At 56.1% G+C, this 19,050-nt stretch carries 18 protein-coding genes and 1 pseudogene; 5 read left to right on the top strand and 14 right to left on the bottom strand.

The genetic code is table 11. From position 1 onward, the window contains the following. Positions 1 to 19: 19 nt before the first annotated feature. A complete protein-coding gene (locus AC07ED_RS06370; protein ID WP_105235031.1) occupies positions 20 to 991 on the top strand; it encodes a glucokinase in 972 nt (323 codons plus the stop codon). On the opposite strand, the pseudogene AC07ED_RS06365 reads toward AC07ED_RS06370, so the two are convergent. Continuing rightward, positions 988 to 2,463: pseudogene (locus AC07ED_RS06365) on the bottom strand (ATP-binding protein); the annotation flags it as partial. The gene AC07ED_RS06370 and the pseudogene AC07ED_RS06365 sit on opposite strands and share 4 nt — an antisense overlap. 190 nt (positions 2,464 to 2,653) lie before the next feature. Between AC07ED_RS06365 and AC07ED_RS06360 the strand changes: the two are divergent. Beyond that, positions 2,654 to 3,067 (top strand): hypothetical protein, encoded by a 414-nt coding sequence (locus AC07ED_RS06360; RefSeq protein ID WP_245918147.1) that lies wholly within the window; start codon positions 2,654 to 2,656, stop codon positions 3,065 to 3,067. Between the two features lie 49 nt (positions 3,068 to 3,116). Here the strand turns inward: AC07ED_RS06360 and AC07ED_RS06355 are convergent, their stop codons facing one another. From AC07ED_RS06355 to hisI, 3 genes are all read right to left on the bottom strand, one after another. Continuing rightward, entirely contained in the window at positions 3,117 to 4,265 is a 1,149-nt protein-coding gene (locus AC07ED_RS06355) for an RsmB/NOP family class I SAM-dependent RNA methyltransferase (protein WP_105235030.1), read from the bottom strand. Continuing rightward, complete coding sequence (gene guaB, locus AC07ED_RS06350) at positions 4,265 to 5,710, bottom strand: IMP dehydrogenase (protein WP_105235029.1); 1,446 nt, start codon at positions 5,708 to 5,710, stop codon at positions 4,265 to 4,267. Before guaB ends, AC07ED_RS06355 begins: the two co-directional genes overlap by 1 nt. Before the next feature lie 100 nt (positions 5,711 to 5,810). Then, positions 5,811 to 6,170, bottom strand: a complete 360-nt coding sequence (gene hisI / locus AC07ED_RS06345) for a phosphoribosyl-AMP cyclohydrolase (protein WP_105235028.1) — start codon at positions 6,168 to 6,170, stop codon at positions 5,811 to 5,813. A gap of 71 nt (positions 6,171 to 6,241) precedes the next feature. Between hisI and AC07ED_RS06340 the strand changes: the two genes are divergently transcribed. Next, entirely contained in the window at positions 6,242 to 6,691 is a 450-nt protein-coding gene (locus tag AC07ED_RS06340) for an iron-sulfur cluster assembly scaffold protein (RefSeq protein ID WP_105235027.1), read from the top strand. A gap of 44 nt (positions 6,692 to 6,735) precedes the next feature. Beyond that, positions 6,736 to 8,145, top strand: coding sequence for a methyl-accepting chemotaxis protein (locus AC07ED_RS06335; protein WP_105235026.1), 1,410 nt, complete (start codon positions 6,736 to 6,738; stop codon positions 8,143 to 8,145). A 198-nt stretch (positions 8,146 to 8,343) separates the two neighbouring features. Here AC07ED_RS06335 and AC07ED_RS06330 read toward each other — a convergent pair whose 3' ends face one another. From AC07ED_RS06330 to sciP, 5 genes are all read right to left on the bottom strand, one after another. Next, on the bottom strand, positions 8,344 to 8,466 hold the full coding sequence (locus AC07ED_RS06330) for a hypothetical protein (RefSeq protein ID WP_290245694.1): 123 nt from the start codon (positions 8,464 to 8,466) through the stop codon (positions 8,344 to 8,346). Positions 8,467 to 8,574: 108 nt separating this feature from the next. Further along, positions 8,575 to 10,665 carry an ATP-dependent DNA helicase RecG gene (gene recG / locus AC07ED_RS06325; RefSeq protein ID WP_105235025.1) on the bottom strand — a complete coding sequence of 697 codons (2,091 nt, stop codon included), beginning with the start codon at positions 10,663 to 10,665 and terminating at the stop codon, positions 8,575 to 8,577. Further along, entirely contained in the window at positions 10,662 to 12,914 is a 2,253-nt protein-coding gene (gene ligA / locus AC07ED_RS06320; protein ID WP_245918146.1) for an NAD-dependent DNA ligase LigA, read from the bottom strand. The genes recG and ligA overlap by 4 nt, the downstream gene beginning before the upstream one ends. Before the next feature lie 89 nt (positions 12,915 to 13,003). After that, a complete protein-coding gene (gene ctrA, locus AC07ED_RS06315) occupies positions 13,004 to 13,717 on the bottom strand; it encodes a response regulator transcription factor CtrA (protein ID WP_105235023.1) in 714 nt (237 codons plus the stop codon). A gap of 91 nt (positions 13,718 to 13,808) precedes the next feature. After that, positions 13,809 to 14,087, bottom strand: a complete 279-nt coding sequence (sciP, locus tag AC07ED_RS06310; RefSeq protein ID WP_105236343.1) for a CtrA inhibitor SciP — start codon at positions 14,085 to 14,087, stop codon at positions 13,809 to 13,811. 139 nt (positions 14,088 to 14,226) lie between these two features. On the opposite strand from sciP, the gene mnmA reads away from it, so the two are divergent. Then, complete coding sequence (gene mnmA / locus AC07ED_RS06305) at positions 14,227 to 15,366, top strand: tRNA 2-thiouridine(34) synthase MnmA (protein ID WP_105235022.1); 1,140 nt, start codon at positions 14,227 to 14,229, stop codon at positions 15,364 to 15,366. A 3-nt stretch (positions 15,367 to 15,369) separates the two neighbouring features. Here mnmA and AC07ED_RS06300 read toward each other — a convergent pair whose 3' ends face one another. The 5 genes from AC07ED_RS06300 to fabZ are packed head-to-tail and all read right to left on the bottom strand — an operon-like array spanning position 15,370 to position 18,978. Continuing rightward, positions 15,370 to 15,798 carry a YqaA family protein gene (locus AC07ED_RS06300; protein ID WP_105235021.1) on the bottom strand — a complete coding sequence of 143 codons (429 nt, stop codon included), beginning with the start codon at positions 15,796 to 15,798 and terminating at the stop codon, positions 15,370 to 15,372. After that, the gene (lpxB, locus tag AC07ED_RS06295) at positions 15,799 to 16,938 is read right to left on the bottom strand and encodes a lipid-A-disaccharide synthase (RefSeq protein ID WP_105235020.1); all 1,140 of its coding nucleotides are present in this window, start codon (positions 16,936 to 16,938) and stop codon (positions 15,799 to 15,801) included. Beyond that, positions 16,935 to 17,732, bottom strand: a complete 798-nt coding sequence (locus AC07ED_RS06290) for an LpxI family protein (RefSeq protein WP_105235019.1) — start codon at positions 17,730 to 17,732, stop codon at positions 16,935 to 16,937. The genes lpxB and AC07ED_RS06290 overlap by 4 nt, the downstream gene beginning before the upstream one ends. Continuing rightward, complete coding sequence (lpxA, locus tag AC07ED_RS06285; RefSeq protein WP_105235018.1) at positions 17,732 to 18,517, bottom strand: acyl-ACP--UDP-N-acetylglucosamine O-acyltransferase; 786 nt, start codon at positions 18,515 to 18,517, stop codon at positions 17,732 to 17,734. Before lpxA ends, AC07ED_RS06290 begins: the two co-directional genes overlap by 1 nt. Next, positions 18,517 to 18,978: a 3-hydroxyacyl-ACP dehydratase FabZ gene (gene fabZ, locus AC07ED_RS06280; protein WP_105235017.1), complete on the bottom strand. Its 462-nt coding sequence runs from the start codon at positions 18,976 to 18,978 to the stop codon at positions 18,517 to 18,519. Before fabZ ends, lpxA begins: the two co-directional genes overlap by 1 nt. Between the last annotated feature and the right edge of the window lie 72 nt (positions 18,979 to 19,050).

The following is a 19,050-nucleotide window of genomic DNA, read 5'->3' as shown; positions in this document are numbered from 1 at the left end:
GTCTTAGAAAAGGTGCCCTATGGCTCATCCGGTTGATACGCTTTCACTCGTCGCTGACATTGGCGGCACCAATACCCGCGTGGCATTGGCTGATGGTCGAACAATCCTGCCCGAAACGATCCGCCGTTATTCGAATGCCGAATTTCCAGGACTAGAAACGGTGATCCGCCAATACGTCAAAGACGAAAATGGCGTCGATCCCAAGGCCGCTTGTGTCGCTGTCGCTGGTCCCGTTCGCGATGGAAAAGCGACGATGACCAACCTCGATTGGACGATCGATAAGCCGACTCTTACGCGCGCCACTCAGGCCGAAAATGTAGCCATTCTGAATGACTTGCAGGCCCAAGGTCATGCAATTGGATATATCGACGACGCCAATGTTCCAATTGTTTTGGATGGTGCCAAAGGCAATGAACACGCTGCAAAACTCGTGATCGGCGTAGGCACTGGGTTTAACTGTGCGCCAGTATTTGAAACCGAGGCAGGTCGACTAGTCACCCCGTCAGAGGCTGGTCACGCGAACCTACCCATTCGCACCGACGCCGAATTGCGGCTTTGCAACTTCGTCTCCAACGCACACGGCTTCCCCGCGGTCGAGGACGTGCTCTCTGGTCGTGGTCTAGAGCGCGTTTACATGTGGCTGGGTCAAGAAGACGGCACCCCTGTCGAAAAGAGCGCCGCTGAAATCATGACGGCCTGTGCCGATGGCAGTGATCCTCGCGCCATTGCGGCAGCCCAGCAGTTTACCCGCATTTTGGGCACCGTGGCTGGTAACTTGTCGCTGATCCACCTTCCCTTTGGCGGTGTTTATCTGTCCGGTGGTGTGGCGCGGGCGTTCAAACCCTACCTTGATCAGTTCGGGTTCGACACGGCGTTCCGCGACAAAGGTCGCTTTGCGGGCTTTATGAGCAACTTCACTGTCCACGTGATCGAAGACGACTATGCTGCGCTCACAGGCTGTGCTGCACACCTCGTTTCACACTTCGGTTAACGCGCGGCGAGCTCTGCCTCGACGGTGCGCGTGAGATCAGCCAGAGAAAACGGTTTCGTCAGAAATACCGATGGCCCAACGTCAGCGAGATGGTCAGTAAAGGCATCTTCGGCGTAGCCAGAGACGAACACAACGCGGGTCTTAGGGCGCATTTTACGCGCCTCTTTGACCCACGTTGGTCCATCTTTTCCGGGCATCACAACGTCTGAGACAAAGACATCAACGACCAATTCTGGGTCTTCGAGTAGCGTCAGGGCTTCCTCACCACTTTCGGCCTCCATCACGGTCAGCCCTTTCATCTGCAAGGCACGCGTCGCAAAGGCGCGCACCGGTGCTTCGTCTTCGACCAACAAAACGACGCCCTTTCGAGGGGTAATCGTTGGCTTTTCAGTGACTTGGGGGTTGTGCGTGTCAGTCACCGCCCCATCGAAATGGGGAAAATAGAGCGAGAAAATAGATCCTACGTCAGGTTCGCTTTCAACGAAAATGAACCCACCAGATTGCTTCACAATCCCATATGCCGTCGAAAGCCCTAGCCCCGTGCCTTCGCCAGGTTTCTTGGTCGAATAGAAAGGCTCAAATATCTTTCCGATCTTTTCTGACGGAATACCATGACCTTCATCGATCACCTTGATCAGCACGTAGTTACCAGCCGGCAGACGCGCGTGATCTCGCTCAAGGCGCTCTGCCAGCGTCACGTTCTGGCTTTCAACCCGAATATCCCCGCCACCCGGCATCGCATCCCGAGCGTTCACAACAAGGTTCATGATAACCTGTTCAAGCTGACGTTTATCGGCTCGAATGGGGTAGAGATTGTCCTCTTGGGACAAGACCAACCTGATCCGTTCACCGACCAGACGATCCAGCAATTGCGTCATATTCGAGAGGACACCTGACAGATCAAAGACCTCGGGGAGCAGCGTCTGTTTGCGCGAAAACGCGAGGAGTTGCGACACCAGTCGCGCCGCGCGGGTGGTGTTTTCCTTGATCTGATTTAGATCGCAGAAATCCGTATCGCCCTCACGATGTCGCATGAGGAGTAACTCGCAGTGTCCTGAAATTGCAGTTAAAAGGTTATTAAAGTCATGCGCAACACCGCCCGCCAACTGACCGATGGCTTGCATCTTTTGGCTCTGAACAAACTGCGCTTCGAGCGATTTGAATTCTGTCATGTCGTTCAGAACTGCAATCAACGGACTATCAGGCTCTCGCCCCGTTGGGTGCAGGGCAACTTGCACAAAGAAATCCTGCCTATCGCCCTTGCCGCGCAGGAATTCACGGGTGTTGAGGCTGCGCGATGCCGCCACATCACCCAGCCAATCCGTAATCGGGCGCCCTAACCCTTCAAGCCGATCGGACAGCCGCGTACCATTGGTGATCTGCCCACCTAGCAACGTGCGGGCTTCTTGGTTGGCGAACAGGATTTCTCCGGTTTGAGCGACCTTGAGGATCGGTACAGGCAGCGCGTCGAGTTCACCAATATCGGCTAGACTGTCGTGGTCATCTTCGGTCCGATTTGGTTGATCAGGCTTTTGAACGCCGCAATCTGTCGAAAGGGCCCACAGGAAAACGTTCTCGTGCAGCGACGTCACTGAAAGCTGCGCACCTTCGCCTTTGAGTTGAAAGTTGTGGTGAGCGCGCCCAAACTGCCGAGCCTCAGCATTGAAACGCAAAATCGTCGCTTTAGGGCTCGCAAATATCTGGGGAAAGTCGATTGATCGCGCGGCGCCGTTCGACAACAAAATCGAACCGTCCATCCCAATCACCCACGTCGGTTCGGTGTTTGACGCTACAATTGGCTCTATTGCCGCCAAAGTCCGACGTTGCGCATACCGCCTCATAGTGCTCCGAATAAACATAAAAATGGCGGTTAGACCTATCGCGCCACCGCATAAATACCCAAACAAGGTTACCTTCGGCTCGGTGATCCAGCCCGCCAAAGAGACTGAGATGATTGCAGTAAACGCCAAAGCGGATAGTCCAATGGGACCATCAATGCGTGCGGAACCTGTGTGCACACCGAATTCTCCTAATAATCGGGTGCACCATGTCGAAACTTGGTTAACGCACCCTTAATACGAGAAAGACTGTGCAGCGCGACTGTAATTAATACAACCTTTAGTGGTTATCTCGACAGTGTAGCGAGGTAAAAACCGTCGTGCAGTTCGGTTGGACGCAATTGCATTTCGTCAATAACAGACCACTCGGGATGGTCGGCGAGGAACCCGTCAACCACCCTGCGATTTTCAACGCTGAGAACCGAACATGTCGCATAAGCCAATCGACCACCCTGCCCGACATGTGTCATCGCAGTTTCTAAAATCGACCGTTGAATGTTGGTTAACTCTGTCAAACGACTCTTAGTTAGACGCCACTTCGCGTCGGGGGTCCGACGCCACGTCCCGCTCCCGCTGCAGGGTGCATCGCAGAGAACCAGATCAAATGTCCCGTTCGGGCGATTTGTGGTCTTAATGCGAGTTCCAGAGCGTGCAGCACGGGCAGGAATATCCTTCATCCGTCCAACGTCGGCATCATGAGCTGTCACGTGCGCGCCAAACGCGGCAAGCGCGAGCGATTTACCGCCGCCACCAGCGCAATAGTCCAGAACGGTTTGGTCAGCAGTTACGCCCAAACGCGCCATAGCCATTTGCGATGCTGCGTCTTGAAGTTCGATATGCCCGTCATCCCACAGCCGTGTTTGTTGAATACGGCGCGCATTGCCCGTGACGATGATCGCGCCCTCGACATCTGGATGCGCATGAGCGTCGATGTCGTCGGTTTTCAGAGCGCTAAGGACCTTTTCAACCGTGCTCCGCTTACGGTTCACACGCAGAAATACCTGTGCACGGTCTTGTTGCGCGGCCGCGATGCTCTGCGCATTAGCCCCGTAATCGGCCACTATCTGCGGCCAAAGCCATTCGGGCCAGTCCGACTCAGCGTCTGGTGACATTTCCGTCGGCGTGTAGGCCAGTTCGTCATCGGACAAGCTCTGCGGCGCATGTCCTTCACCCGAAAACACATCAGCTAGATCAGCGCCCTGCTGACGCAAGAGGCCGATCATCCGACCACGCCCCGTTTCGGCGCCACCAAGTGCGGCCGTACTCCGCCAACGACGGAGAACATCGAACACGTGGTCACGAATGGCTGCGCGGTCTTTGGATCCCGCAAATCGCGACCCACGCGCCCAAGCGATCAGGGCAGCCTCAGCAGGCTGCCCCCCTTGGATCTTATCCAGAACTTCAATCGCCGCAGCAACGCGGGCTGCCGGTGTCATCAGCCGATCCGATAGTTCGGGCTTTCACGGGTGATCTGAACGTCGTGAACATGCGACTCTTTCAGACCTGCGCCCGTGATTTTGACAAAGGAACAGTTCTTGTTCATCTCAGCAACGGTGGCGTTACCCGTGTAACCCATTGCAGCACGAAGACCGCCGACCATCTGGTGCAGAACCGTTGCAACAGATCCTTTGTATGGGACCTGACCTTCGATACCTTCAGGGACGAGCTTGTCGTTCGCGGCGTCCTTTTGGAAGTAACGGTCCGCCGAACCACGCGCCATTGCGCCGAGCGAGCCCATGCCGCGGTAGGATTTGAACGAACGGCCCTGATACAGGATCACCTCGCCTGGGGATTCATCGGTGCCTGCGATCATCGAGCCGACCATCGCGCAAGATGCACCTGCTGCGATCGCCTTGGCAAAGTCGCCAGAGAATTTGATACCACCGTCAGCGATGACAGGCACATCGCCTGCCGCTTTGGCGCAATCATTGATCGCGGTTAGCTGCGGCACACCAACACCTGCAACCATGCGGGTGGTGCAGATCGAACCCGGTCCAATGCCAACTTTGACAGCGTCAGCACCTGCGTCGATCAACGCCTTTGTCGCATCTGCCGTCGCAACGTTGCCCGCGATGATCTGAACGTTGCTTTCCGCTTTGATGCGGCGCACGGCATCCAGAACACCAGCAGAGTGACCATGTGCTGTATCGACGACGACAATATCAACACCCGCATCGATCAGCATCATCGACCGTTCAAAACCAGCGTCACCAACAGAGGTCGCCGCAGCAACACGAAGGCGGCCAAGCTCATCTTTGCATGCTGTTGGGTTCAGAACAGATTTCTCTGTGTCTTTGAGCGTCAAAAGACCCGTCAGTTTGCCGTTTCCATCGGTGACCAACAGTTTTTCGATACGGCGCTGTTTCATCATGTCGATAGCAGCGTCCCGATCAACGGGTTCACGCAGAACAGCGAGGTTGTCGAAGGTCATCATTTCAGAGACCAGCGTTGTCTCTTCGGAGGCAAAGCGCATATCGCGGTTGGTCACGATACCGACAACGTGGCCTTTGTCGTCAACAACGGGGAAACCAGTGAAGTTATAACGCTCCACCAGTGCCTTTGCATCGGCGAGCGACTGGTCGGGGCGTAGCGTGACAGGGTTGTAGACAACGCCAGATTCAAAACGCTTCACACGGCGGACTTCGCGGGCTTGTTCTTCGGACGACAGGTTCTTGTGGATCACGCCGATACCGCCCGCTTGCGCCATCGCGATCGCCATGCGTGCTTCGGTAACGGTGTCCATGGCAGAGGACAAAAGCGGGATGTTCATTTTGATCCCACGTGTCACGAAAGTGCGCGTATCAGCGGTCGCCGGCAGCACCGATGAGGCCGCTGGAACCAGTAGTACGTCGTCGAAAGTGAGGGCCTCGCGAATCTCCATCAGGGTGCTCCATGGAATAGCTTCGTTTGGCGCTTCCCTATTACATGGATGCGCCACGGGGAAAAGGGCAAAGGCCCGAGAGTGACCGCAAAAATGCGTCTCAGGCCATCGGGGTCATCAGTTCGACCGTGTCTCCGTCGCGGACGGCGGTGTAGAAACACGACCGACGGTTTGTGTGACAGGCAGGACCCGTCTGGCGGACTTTGACCAAAATGCAGTCTTTGTCACAATCAAAGGTGAACTCTATCAACTCTTGATGGTGGCCAGAGGTTTCGCCCTTGATCCACAACGACTGGCGCGACCGCGACCAATATGTAACTTTGCCCGTCTCAAGCGTTTTTGCAACGGCCTCAGCGTTCATCCACGCCATCATCAGCACGTCGCCAGTATCCACATCCTGCGCAATCGCAGGAATAAGTCCGCGATCATCATACTTTAGAAGGGATGGATCGAATTTCATCGCAGGTATCCTATTGCTGTCGCGGTTCGCGCCCTATTTACTGCACAGACGTTGAAAAGGAAAACCCGCCCGTGTCCGATAATGCAGAATTGGTAAAGCTCTATTCCTCGCGCATTTTGGCGCTCACGGCAGACATGCCGTTCACGGACCGCCTGCCCGATGCAGATGCCACGGTAAAAAAACGTGCGCCTTTATGCGGGTCGACGGTCACTGTGGACATAAAAATGCAGGACGGCGTTATAAGTTCCTACGGTCAGGACGTTAAAGCATGTGCATTGGGTCAAGCCTCTGCCGCGATCCTTGGGGGTGCGGTCATCGGGCGGACCGTCGCGGAGCTAGAGGCCGCACGGGACGAATTGCGCGCAATGCTGAAAAATGATGGTCCCGTTCCGCAAGCGCCTTTTGATGGGTTGGAGGCGCTGCTGCCAGCACGGGATTACAAAAACAGGCACGCGTCGATCCTTCTGGCCTTCGACGCTGTCGTCGAGGCGGCGCATTTGGCGCAGACACAAAAAGAGTAATTAGCCGACTCCCTTGGGTGTCGGTTCGGGCACCGGGAGGACGCATGTTGCACCGAAAGAGTTCAGCGCAGTTCGCTGACACATCATCGACGGGGTTTGATGAAATCACCCGCGTCGGTACCAAAATGGCGTCTGATGTCGTAGATATCGCTGGCTTCCTCGACAGCGTTGGCGAATTGTCCAGCCAACAGCTTGGCGAAATGGAAGGTCTGCAATCGCGGGTCAATCATATCATGCAGGCCAACAGCGCTATGCAAGAAGCAATCAGGCATGTCGCGACAATGGCCGAGGCCAACTCTGAAGCGCTTCAGCTTGGCATCGCGAGTTTCCGTACCAGCCGTGAAAGCAGTGAACAGGTTGCAAATTGGGTGCGGTCCGTTGAAACCCGCATGACTGCAGTGGTTCAAACGCTGAAATCGGTGGAAAGCCTGAACCGCGAGATCACGTCGATCGCCCGTCAGGTGAATATCCTCGCCATTAATGCCAAGATCGAAGCCGTCCGTGCGGGCACGCATGGCCGTGGCTTTGCTGTCGTAGCAGAGGCTATCAACGAGCTGTCTCGTAACACTGGGATGGCCGCAGAGTCGGTCAGCGAAGGTGTCACAGTCCTCGCTAAGAACTTTGACGAACTCAGCAAAGAAACCACCGCCATGCAGACCACCGCGGCAAAGGTGATTGCAGACACCGAAGACACGAACCAAAAGATCACGACCGTTGCGGAACAAATGCAGGAAACCGTTCGCACAGCGGGAACCATGCAAGCTGATGCCGAAGTTATCGCGGATGCGATTGACACCTTTGGTCCCGCATTTGAAAAAATCGCGGGATCGGCCCAAACGACAACGGATGGTGTGCAGAAAACACGCAGTCGACTACATGCCTTGGTGGATGATAGCGAAACCGTTGTGCGCCTGAGCGTTCTCGCGGGGGGCGCCTCTGAGGATCAGAAGTTCATTGATCACGTGGTTCAAACCGCGAAAGAGATCAGCGCCGCCTTTGAGGACGCGATCAAGAAGCGCGTCATTTCCGAAGCGGAACTCTTTGATCGAACATACCTTCCGATCCCAGCGACAAATCCACAGCAGGTCATGTCGCGCTTTACGCGGTTCACGGATGCCGTTCTGCCGAAATTCCAAGAGCCTGCGCTGAAACTCGATCCAAGAGTGGTGTTCAGCGCGGCTGTGGACGATCGTGGCTACTTGCCAACGCACAACCTCAAATTCTCACTACCGCAAGGACCTGACGTTGTTTGGAACACTGCGAACAGCCGAAACCGCAGAATTTTCGACGACCGTGTCGGCCTAAAGGCTGGTCAGAGCCGCGAACCTTTCCTTATGCAGGTCTATCGCCGTGATATGGGCGGCGGTGAGTTCGAGATGATGAAAGACCTCTCTGCCCCGATCACCGTCAACGGTCGTCATTGGGGTGGCCTCCGCCTCGCCTATAAAATCTGACGACCAAAAGAAAACCGCCGCACGTCACAATGTACGGCAGCGGAGAGCGGTGTTTCGCGTGGGACCCGTATCCGGTGAAAACGGAAAAGAGGCAGGACTCCGTTTGACCAATTTGGACAGGCAGTGGTCGACGTCAGAAGTTTGGGACAGGACTACAGACCGGAACGGCGCGGAACACGAGGGCAGTTGATAGGCAGGTTACAAGAACGCAGGCAGCGTGAGACCAGCATAGAGGATCACAACCAGCGACACCGCGCCAATCAGATCGGACAGAACAGTCACGGGTGATCGGCTCAGTACGGCTTTGATGTCTTTCGCCATGTTGGTTTCTCCTGCTGCGTTAACCTTGTTGCTTATTTGTTCTCATATGATTCCGATTCAATCAAGAACTTTTTGAGAACATTTGCGAACATTTAGGAGAACATCAAGTTAACCCACTGAAATCAAACGGATCGCTTTATCCTGTTCCATGAGCCAAAGGAGAACACGCGCGGCCCGTCCCCGTTCGGATTCCAGCTTTGGATCATCCAATAACAGCTTTCGCGCATCCGCCTGCGCAGTCTGCATCAGCGCCGCCTGCCGTTCCAGATCAGCTATCCGAAACCGTGGCAAACCCGATTGCGCGGTCCCGATCATGTCACCCGCACCCCGAATGGCGAGGTCCTCTTCGGAAATACGGAACCCATCCTCTGTCTCGCGCAAAATTTCCAAACGCCGTTTGCCGCTCTCGGTCAGGGGCGGTTGATACATCAGCAGACAGGTCGAAGCCGCAGAGCCGCGCCCTACCCGTCCACGCAACTGGTGCAACTGCGCAAGACCAAAGCTCTCTGCCCGCTCGATCACCATAATCGACGCGTTCGGCACGTTCACACCCACCTCAATTACGGTCGTCGCAACCAGAACTTTGGTCTCGCCCGCCACAAATCGCGCCATTGCGGCATCCTTTTCGGACGGTGGCATCTGACCATGCACAAGCCCGACAACGCCGTCGCCCAAGGCTGCGCGTAGCCGTTTGAACCGCTCTTCGGCGGCGGTCATATCGCTGACCTCGGACTCTTCGACCAAGGGGCAAACCCAATAGGCCTGCCGTCCTTCAGCCACCGCGCGGCGCAGACGATCCACGACCTCATCCATCCGCTGCGTGCTGACCAAGGCCGTTTGCACGGGCGTCCGCCCCGGTGGCTTTTCATCAAGCACCGACACATCCATATCGCCATATTGCGCGAGCGCGAGGCTGCGCGGGATCGGCGTCGCCGTCATCACCAGAACATCGACAGCCGTGCCTTTGGCACCCAGTTCCATCCGTTGTGCCACGCCAAAACGGTGCTGTTCGTCGATCACCGCGAGCCTAAGGTCCGCGAACTGCACATCCTTTTGAAAAACCGCATGGGTGCCAACCAAAATCCCAATGTCGCCATTCCTTAGCGCGGCGAGTTTGGCCTTACGCTCATTGCCCTTGTCGCGGCCCGTTAGAATTTCAAGAACAACACCCGCGCTTTCGGCCAAGGGGCGCAACCCCTCTAAGTGCTGGCGCGCCAAAATCTCGGTCGGGGCCATAATGACGCCCTGCCCGCCGGCCTCAACCGCGATCAAGAGTGCCATCAACGCAACAAGGGTTTTCCCTGACCCGACATCGCCCTGAAGCAAGCGGTTCATACGCGCCCCATGCCCCATATCGTCGGCGATTTCGTCGATTGAACGGAGCTGCGCATTGGTCGGTCTGTAAGGTAATGCGGCCAATACCTTAGACCGCAGCGTTCCATTGCCACGGTTCACTTGCCCCTTACCACGCCGCACCTGCGCCCGCGCCAAGGCCAGTGTCAGCTGGTGTGCAAAGACCTCGTCGTAAGCGAGCCGCTGGCGGGATTTATCAAAGGGCGACAGATCTGTCGTAGATTGCGGATTATGCGCCGCCTCGACCGCATCACGCCAATCGGGCCAGTTTTCGCGGGCTTTGAGCGCAGGATCAATCCACTCTGGCAGAACGGGCGATAGAGCTAATGCGGCACGACTGCCTTTGAACATCAGCTTTTGCGTGATGCCAGCGGTCAGCGGGTAAACCGGTTCAAAGGCGGGAATGCTGTCGGCGTCATCGGCGGCAAGAATGTGATCAGGGTGAACCATCTGCCCCACGCCGTCGAAAAACTCAATCTTACCCGACACAATCCGTTTAGCCCCAACGGGCAAGATTTTAGTCAGATAATCGCCTCGCGCGTGGAAGAACACGATCTGAAACGTGGTCTCGGCATCCTCGACCGTGACCCGATACGGACGCCCTTTTTGACGGTTCGGCGTGTGGCCAGCGACCACTACCTCAACGGTCACTGTCGCTGGAGGCGTCACATCGCGGATGGACCGACGCCGATGCCGATCCACCCCCGATTGCGGCAAGGTAAACAGCAAATCGCGCGGCGTTTTGATTGCAAGGTTTTCAAGATGCGCAGCCGTTTTCGGACCGATCCCGTCTAACCCAGTCAAATCGCCAAATAGCGGCCAGAGTATTTCGGGTCGACCGCTCATGCGTCCCCAATCAACGCGAGCCAACCATCTTCGTCGATGGTCTCAATGCCCAGTTCTTCGGCCTTTTTCGCCTTGGACCCGGCACCTGGGCCCGCGACCAGCAAATCGGTTTTTGCACTGACCGAGCCCGCCACCTTCGCGCCCAACGATTCAGCTCGCGCCTTTGCCTCTGCCCGTGTCATCTTCTCGAGCGAACCGGTAAAGACCACCGTTTTACCCGCAACAGGACTGTCGTTGGATCGTTGTTCTGGCGCTTGAATGTCAAGCTCGGCCACCAATCGGTCAATGACGGCCCGCTCTTCGGGTTGGGACAGCGTGGTGATCAAGGACACCGCCAAAACAGCCCCGATCCCATCGATTGACGTAAACTCATTCCATGCTGCAAGTGCCTCAGCAGTACAATTCGCCCAAGCTGTTTCGCGCGATTTCTTAATATTCGCCCGACGGCCTTGCGCCTCAGCCAACGCGCGTTCTTGGGCTTCTGCCTCCTCAGCCATGACTTCGCATTGCGCGGCCATGCGGGCAGCATCTGCCGTTTGAACCAAGGCATTCCAGGTAACGAAATGACGAGCAAGATCGGCACCTGCGACCTCACCTAGGTGGCGAATACCGAGAGCAAACAAGAACTTTCCAAACGGTATTTTCCGTTTCTGTTCAATCGCTTCAAACAGCTTATTCGCGCTCTTTTCACCAAAGCCGTCACGGTTTTTCAAACGCGCCAAGTTCTGTGCGTCACGTTTCGCGAGCGTAAAAATATCGGCAGGTTCATTGATCGGGAGCACCGGATCGTTGTGGAACATTTCGATCTGTTTTGCGCCGAGGCCTTCGATATCAAATGCCCCACGCGATACGAAATGCTTGAGCCGTTCAACAGCCTGCGCAGGGCATACCAAACCGCCCGTACAACGCCGAACCGAGTCTCCCTCGTCGCGGATCGCTTCGGACCCACATTCTGGGCATACATGCGGAAACGCGAAAGGCTCAGCATCATCGGGACGTTTCGCCAGATCAAGGTCGGCAATTTTGGGGATCACGTCGCCCGCGCGGTAGACCTGCACCCAGTCCCCAATACGAATGTCTTTGCCATCGCGAATGGGGTGACCATTGCTGTCACGACCCGCAATGTAATCCTCGTTATGGAGGGTCGCGTTCGACACAACGACCCCGCCGACCGTCACGGGCTGTAGGCGTGCCACAGGCGACAAAGCCCCTGTTCGACCAACCTGAATGTCGATCGCCTCAAGCCGCGTCCACGCCAGTTCAGCAGGGAACTTATGCGCAATCGCCCAACGCGGCGTTGTTGATCGGAACCCGAGACGGCGCTGGAGGTTCAGACCGTTCACCTTATAAACCACACCATCGATGTCGTAGCCGAGCGTTGCTCTCTGCGCTTCAATATCTCGGTAATGGCTGATCATTTCTGCGGTGGACGCACACAGACGCGTTAAAGGATTTACTTGAAATCCCAATGCCTTAAATCTCTCAATTGCATCAAACTGAGTATCACCAAGCGGCTCACTGACCTCACCCCAAGCATAGGCAAAAAACCGAAGCGGACGGGCACGCGTGATCTCTGCGTCTAGCTGACGAAGGCTCCCTGCGGCAGCATTTCGCGGGTTCGCAAAGGTTTTCCCCCCTGTCGCGGCATGGCGTTCGTTCAGCGCGGCGAAATCCGCGTGGCTCATATAGACTTCGCCGCGAACTTCGATCACGGCTGGTGCGCCCACGATCTGATGCGGAATATCTGAAATCGTCTTTGCGTTCTCGGTGACGTTTTCACCGACCTCGCCGTCGCCACGTGTCGCGGCCTGAACCAAAATCCCGTTCTCATACCTTAGCGACAATGAAAGCCCGTCAATCTTAGGCTCAGCGGTGTAAGAGATCGCCTCGTCCGTACCGAGGTATTTGCGCACTTGTTCATCAAAATCGGCAACATCATCGTCGTCAAACGCGTTCGACAAGGACAGCATGCGAACAGCATGCGCGATTTTGCCAAACCCATCGCCGACAGCCGCACCAACCTGTTCGGACGGGCTATCGGAACGTTTCAGGTCAGGAAAACGAGCCTCAATCGCAGCATTGCGCCGCTTGAGCGCGTCATACTCCGCATCCGAAATATCTGGAGCATCTGCAGTATGATAAGCCGCATTCGCCCGCGCCAAAACATCGGCAAGACGCGCCAATTCCTCGGCTGCTTGATCATTTGTAAGCTGCTCTACCGCGATTGTCGCTGTGGCCGATTGCGTCACGCTCTTCCCCATCGTCTGCCAAGGCTGAAATCAGCCTCAGCAATGTTCTAGGGGTCCACCTTCCAATCGACAAGATGCTAGGGGCAATCTCAGGCGCCGACCGCGATTTTGGTCGGTGCACGCATCGGTTCAGGATCGCGGAGCACATAGCCACGGCCCCAAACGGTCTCGATGTAGTTCTCACCACCCGTTGCCGACTGCAATTTCTTCCGCAATTTACAGATAAACACATCGATGATCTTCAATTCGGGTTCGTCCATGCCGCCATACAGGTGATTAAGGAACATTTCCTTCGTCAGCGTGGTCCCTTTGCGCAAAGAAAGAAGTTCAAACATTTGATATTCTTTGCCCGTGAGGTGAACAGGCGAGCCTTCAACCTCGACCGTTTTGGCATCGAGGTTCACGCAAATTCGGCCCGTGTTAATCACCGACTGCGAATGGCCTTTGGACCTGCGGATAATCGCATGGATACGCGCCACGAGTTCTTCGCGGTGGAACGGTTTGGTCAGGTAGTCATCGGCACCGAAACCGAACCCTTTGATCTTGCTCTCAGTTCCATCGTCACCCGACAGGATCAAAATTGGGGTTTCAACCCGCGATAGACGCAGCTGGCGCAGCACCTCGTGACCGTTCATATCTGGCAAATTCAGGTCCAGAAGGATCAAATCGTAATCGTATAGCTTTGCTAAATCGATCCCCTCCTCACCTAAATCCGTCGAGTAGACGTTAAGGTTCGCATGGGTCAGCATCATTTCAATGCTTTTCGATGTCGTCGGGTCGTCTTCAACCAGCAGCACTCGCATCTGCAGCCTCCGCATTTTGTGTTCTGACGTTAACCTTGATGCACAATGGTTAATTACACGTTACCGCTAAGGACACCTTCACATATTCTACCTAAAGTTGTCTATATTTTTGTACAGCCGTAGCTTTTAAGGCTGACTTTCCATGCAAACGGATCGCCGAAACCCACCCATCAAACTCTTCTTCAGAGAGATCATACCGATCCAAGGCGTTGTTCTTAGTTAACAATCCCGAGAATACGGCCTGCACAACGGCTGCTTTGCGGGATGCAACCCAACGGTTTGTTCCCTCCGGCGGCAGGTCCGCCACCGTCATGTGCGTCCCATCGGGTAAGGTCACCGCACGCGGACCATCAATTTTCCTAAGGTACATGATTTCATCCTCATAAAGACACGTCATGCACAAACACTGTGCCGTGATCATTTAACGAGGAGTGAAACCGCCCCTTGAGAGTAGTTAGCATTTTCATATATTCCCTCAGACTTGCCCTACCCAGTCGCCGGAGGCTGACATGTCGCTTGATCACCCACTAAACTCTCTTGGCTTTGCCAAGCCGCCCTCGGAAACCCGCGTGGTTGTCGCCATGTCGGGCGGTGTGGATTCATCTGTAGTCGCCGCGCAGCTCGCTGAAGAAGGCTATGACGTGGTCGGCGTGACGCTCCAGCTTTACGATCACGGGGCGGCGCTGGCGAAAAAAGGCGCGTGCTGTGCGGGTCGTGACATTCATGACGCCCGCCGCGTGGCCGAGGAAATGGGCTTTCCTCATTACGTGCTCGACTACGAAAACATCTTCCAAGAAGCCGTGATCGATGAATTCGCCGACAGCTACCTCGCAGGCGCGACCCCTGTGCCCTGCATCCGTTGCAATGAGCGCGTGAAGTTCAAAGACCTCTTGCAAACGGCAAAGGATCTGGATGCCGACTGCATGGCGACGGGTCACTATATACAACGCATGATGGGGCCGAATGGTGCAGAGCTGCATTGCGCCGCCGATGCGAACCGCGACCAGTCGTATTTCCTGTTCTCAACCACGCCAGAGCAGTTGGATTATCTGCGTTTCCCACTCGGCCATTTGCCGTCCAAAGATGCGACGCGCGCTTTGGCGACGAAATACGGTCTGGCGGTTGCGGACAAACCTGACAGTCAGGACATATGCTTTGTCCCGAATGGCAACTACGCGAGCGTGATTGAAAAACTGCGTCCGGGCGCGGCAGAGCCTGGAAAGATTGTCGACATGGACGGTACCATCTTGGGCGAACATCGCGGCGTGATCCATTACACGATCGGTCAGCGGCGTGGCTTGGGTATCGGCGGCCTCGCTGACCCGCTCTATGTTGTGAAGCTCGACGTAGACAATCGTCAGGTCGTCGTCGGCCCAAAAGAGCTGCTCGCAACCCGCCGCGTGCCGATCCGCGAAATCAACTGGCTCGGTGATGGGGCATTCACTGATGTCGCTGAACGTGAAATTTCGGTTAAGGTGCGGTCCACCCGTCCGCCTGCCCCTGCGATCTTGCGGGCGATCTCGGACACGGAAGCTGAGGTTGAATTGCTAACCCCCGAGGAAGGCGTCTCGCCCGGTCAGGCCTGTGTGTTCTACGATCCAGAGAGCACCCGCATCCTGGGCGGCGGTTGGATTTGGAAGGGCAACTAAGCCTTACATCAAACCAACCGTGACCCAAGCGAGCACGGCATAGCGCCCAAACTTTGCAATCGTGACCACCGTCAAAAACCGCCAAAGCGGTTCTTTCATCGTACCCGCAACAACGGTGAGCGGGTCCCCAATAATGGGCACCCATGATGCAAAGAGGCTCACCCAACCCCATTTGTGATAGCCCCGCTGCGCACCTTCGATTTGCTCGGGCGAGAACGGAAATCGGGGATGACCGAACAGTCGGCCTAGATAGCGACCGAGGATCCAGTTGACCAAAGATCCAGCCACGTTTCCAACAGTCGCGACAAAAAGCAGAGTGCCAACCGCATGATCGCCCGCGATAATAAGCCCGACCAAGACAGCCTCTGACTGCGCGGGGACAATCGTAGCAGCCAGAAACGCGGCAAGGAATAACCCCGTCAGCCCCAACATCTAGAGCCGCGCAAGCACCGCACGTGCCGCACGAAGGCCCGGTGCTTCGCCCCCTTCACCAAGCCGCTGCATGGTCATATCCATGGCAGCGCGCTGCGCGGTAGGGTCATTGAGGACAGTGAGCATCGCAGGCGCGATCAACTCAGGGCGACACTCAGGCCCGAGGAACTCAGGAACAGCCCGCGTTTCGCTGACGAGGTTCACGAGGGTAAACGTATCAATCAACGCCATGCGCCGCATGATCGCCCATGTGATTTTGTTAAAATCGTAAGCAATCACCATCGGTGTCCGCGATGCTGCCAATTCAAGCGAAACAGTGCCAGAGGCCGCCAAAGCAATATCCGCAGCCTTGAATGCCGCGCGTTTGTCTGCTGCCGTTGTTTCGCTTGGGTCGAGCAGAATGGGCTGCACCGACCAATTTGCGGTCAGTTCACGCACCAACTGGGCGACAGGTGCGGCGCAGGGCAAAACAATCTTTGCGTCAGGTTTCTCCGCAACCACTTGTGCCAATGCCGCGCCAAAGCGACTCGCCAAACGGGACACCTCCCCACGGCGCGACCCGGGCAAAGCCAAGATCAACGGCGCATCTCCAATGCCAAAACGCCTACGGAAATCGGCAGCCTCCGCCTCAGTCGCCTGAATCTCTGTCGTGACGGGATGCCCGACAAAGTCACACTCCATCCCATGCGGCGTCATATAGGGCGGCTCGAACGGCAAAAGTGCCAGAACGTGATCAATCACCTTCGCCATTTTCGCCGCACGCTTCGGACGCCACGCCCAAACAGAGGGCGCAACATAGTGGACGGTCCGAATGTTAGACGCCTCTTTGACCAGTTTGGCCACCCGCAGCGAGAAATCGGGCGCGTCGATGGTAATCACCACGTCGGGTTTGAGACGCAAGATTTCATCGGCCGTTTCACGAATACGGCGTTTGAGGTGAAAATACTTTGGCAGAACCTCAGCCAAGCCCATGATGGACAGTTCTTCCATCGGAAACAGGCTGGTCAGACCATGCGACTGCATCTGTTCGCCGCCGATGCCGTGGAATTCGATGTCGTCGCGCAACTCCTTGAGGCCCGCCATCAGCGCTCCACCAAGGCGATCCCCAGACACTTCACCCGCTAAGAGAAAGACCTTCATCCCCGCGCCCTCACCCACAGAAACATGCCATGCGCGTCCAATGTGGCAATGACCAGAGGCAAGTCCATGACCATCACGCCGCCTGCCTCGATCACGATACCGTCCATCCCCGCCTCAGCCGCGCCAAGCGCCGTTTTCGGACCAATTACAGGAAGGTCCGCGCGGCGGTCTTGGTTCGGTTTTGGTGCTTTAAACAGGATGGCCCGCTGCCTGTTAGATAACTGACCAATCATCGCGTCGGTGCCATCTGGGCCTTCTTCGGCGATCACCTCGCCCGCACGGACAACACAGGCTTGCCCACTATCACGGCGTCCCATATCGGTGACAAAGGCCTGACCGATCTCAGCATCGGTGCTATTCTGTTCTGACGGGCGAACAACAGTTAAAACGCCAGAGGGCGGCAATAGCGTCGGCGCGATCTCGTGAGCGGCGCGAATGGCGATGCCGGCTTCCTCAAAGATCGCCAGGATCACGCGAAGCGCACCATCATCACCCTGCCCCAAGGCCGCCATCAAACGCGGCACCAATGGCGCTGTTTCGGCATCGATCAAACTGGGATCAACGTCAGGGCGACGCACCGCACCAGCGAGACAAACCTCTGTCACGCCACGACGTTGCAATTCGGAAATGAACGACCCGAGCGTCTCTAACCGAAATCGCACCTGTGGCAGGTCAGAAGATACATCAGGTTCAAAGTCGCCAAAGACGCAGATCAGTGGGGTTTCCCCCTGCGCTTGTAATTCTGTCACAAGCGCAGCAGGCAACGCACCTGTCCCTGCGATCAGTGCAAGCATCAGGACGGTGTCAGAAAATTACGGTCACTTTCACCTAGGATGAAACCGACCATCTCGCGGACATATTCGCTCTCTGCTTCGTCACCCAACCGTTTTGCACGGTCGAGGAACGTGCCCTCACCGTCTTTGAGCGCCTGAAACGCAGCACGCAGCGCTGTAATGTCCGACCGATCAACGCCTTTACGTTTCAATCCTACCAGATTGAGGCCATCGAGTTTGCCGCGTGGACCTTGAACCAAAGCGTGCGGGATCACGTCGTTCGTCACCATGGTCAACGCGCCGATGATTGCGCCGCGTCCAATGCGAACGAATTGGTGAATACCACAAAGACCACCGATGATAACGTCATCCTCGACGATGCAGTGACCTGCCACCGCAGAGCTGTTCACCACAATCACGCGATTGCCGATGTGCGCATCATGGGCGACGTGACATCCAGCCATCAACAGACAGTCGTCGCCGATCGAGGTCAGGCCACCGCCACCAGCGGTCCCCGTATTCACTGTCACATGTTCACGAATTCGCGCCCGTGCACCGATGCGGAGCGAGGTCTTTTCACCGCCGAATTTCTTATCCTGCGGGATTTCACCAATCACGGCGAACGAAAACACCGTACTGTCATCACCGATGTATGTGTCGCCCGTAATCACCACATGAGATTTCAGCGTCACACCACGGCCCAGAACAACCTCTGAGCCGACGATGCAAAACGGCCCGATCACACAATCGGGTCCGATGGTGGCGCCATCCTCAATAACGGCGCTGGGGTGAATTTGCGCAGTCATTAGGCGCTCGTGTCCATCATTGCAGTGAATTCAGCTTCAGCAGCCATTTCACCATCGACTGTTGCAACACCTTTGAATTTCCAAACCTTTGCACCAGGTTTGCCGCGTGTGGTTTCGATCTGCATTTCTAGAACATCACCCGGCACGACCATGCGGCGGAACTTCACACCATCAATCGCCATGAAGTAAACCTTCATGTTTTTATCTGCCATGCCAAGCGACACGCCGACCATAACGCCCGCCGTTTGCGCCATTGCCTCGACGATGAGAACGCCAGGCATCACAGGCTGATCAGGGAAGTGACCTGTGAAATGCGGTTCGTTCATAGTGACGTTTTTGATGCCCTTCCCAGACTGAGTACCGTTGATATCGACAACCTTATCCACCAGCAAAAACGGATAGCGGTGCGGGATGATCCGTTGGATCAGTTGGATATCGGCGGTGGTTACGGCGTCAGTCATGTCGTGGTCCTTATCGAGCCCGTCGCGGGCACTTCGTCTATTGAGTAGCAATTCGCCCGCAACGGGGCAAGG

This window comes from Aestuarium zhoushanense (assembly GCF_056431045.1).
Note: the sequence above shows the minus strand (reverse complement) of the source record. Positions and strands in the feature narration are given on the sequence as shown.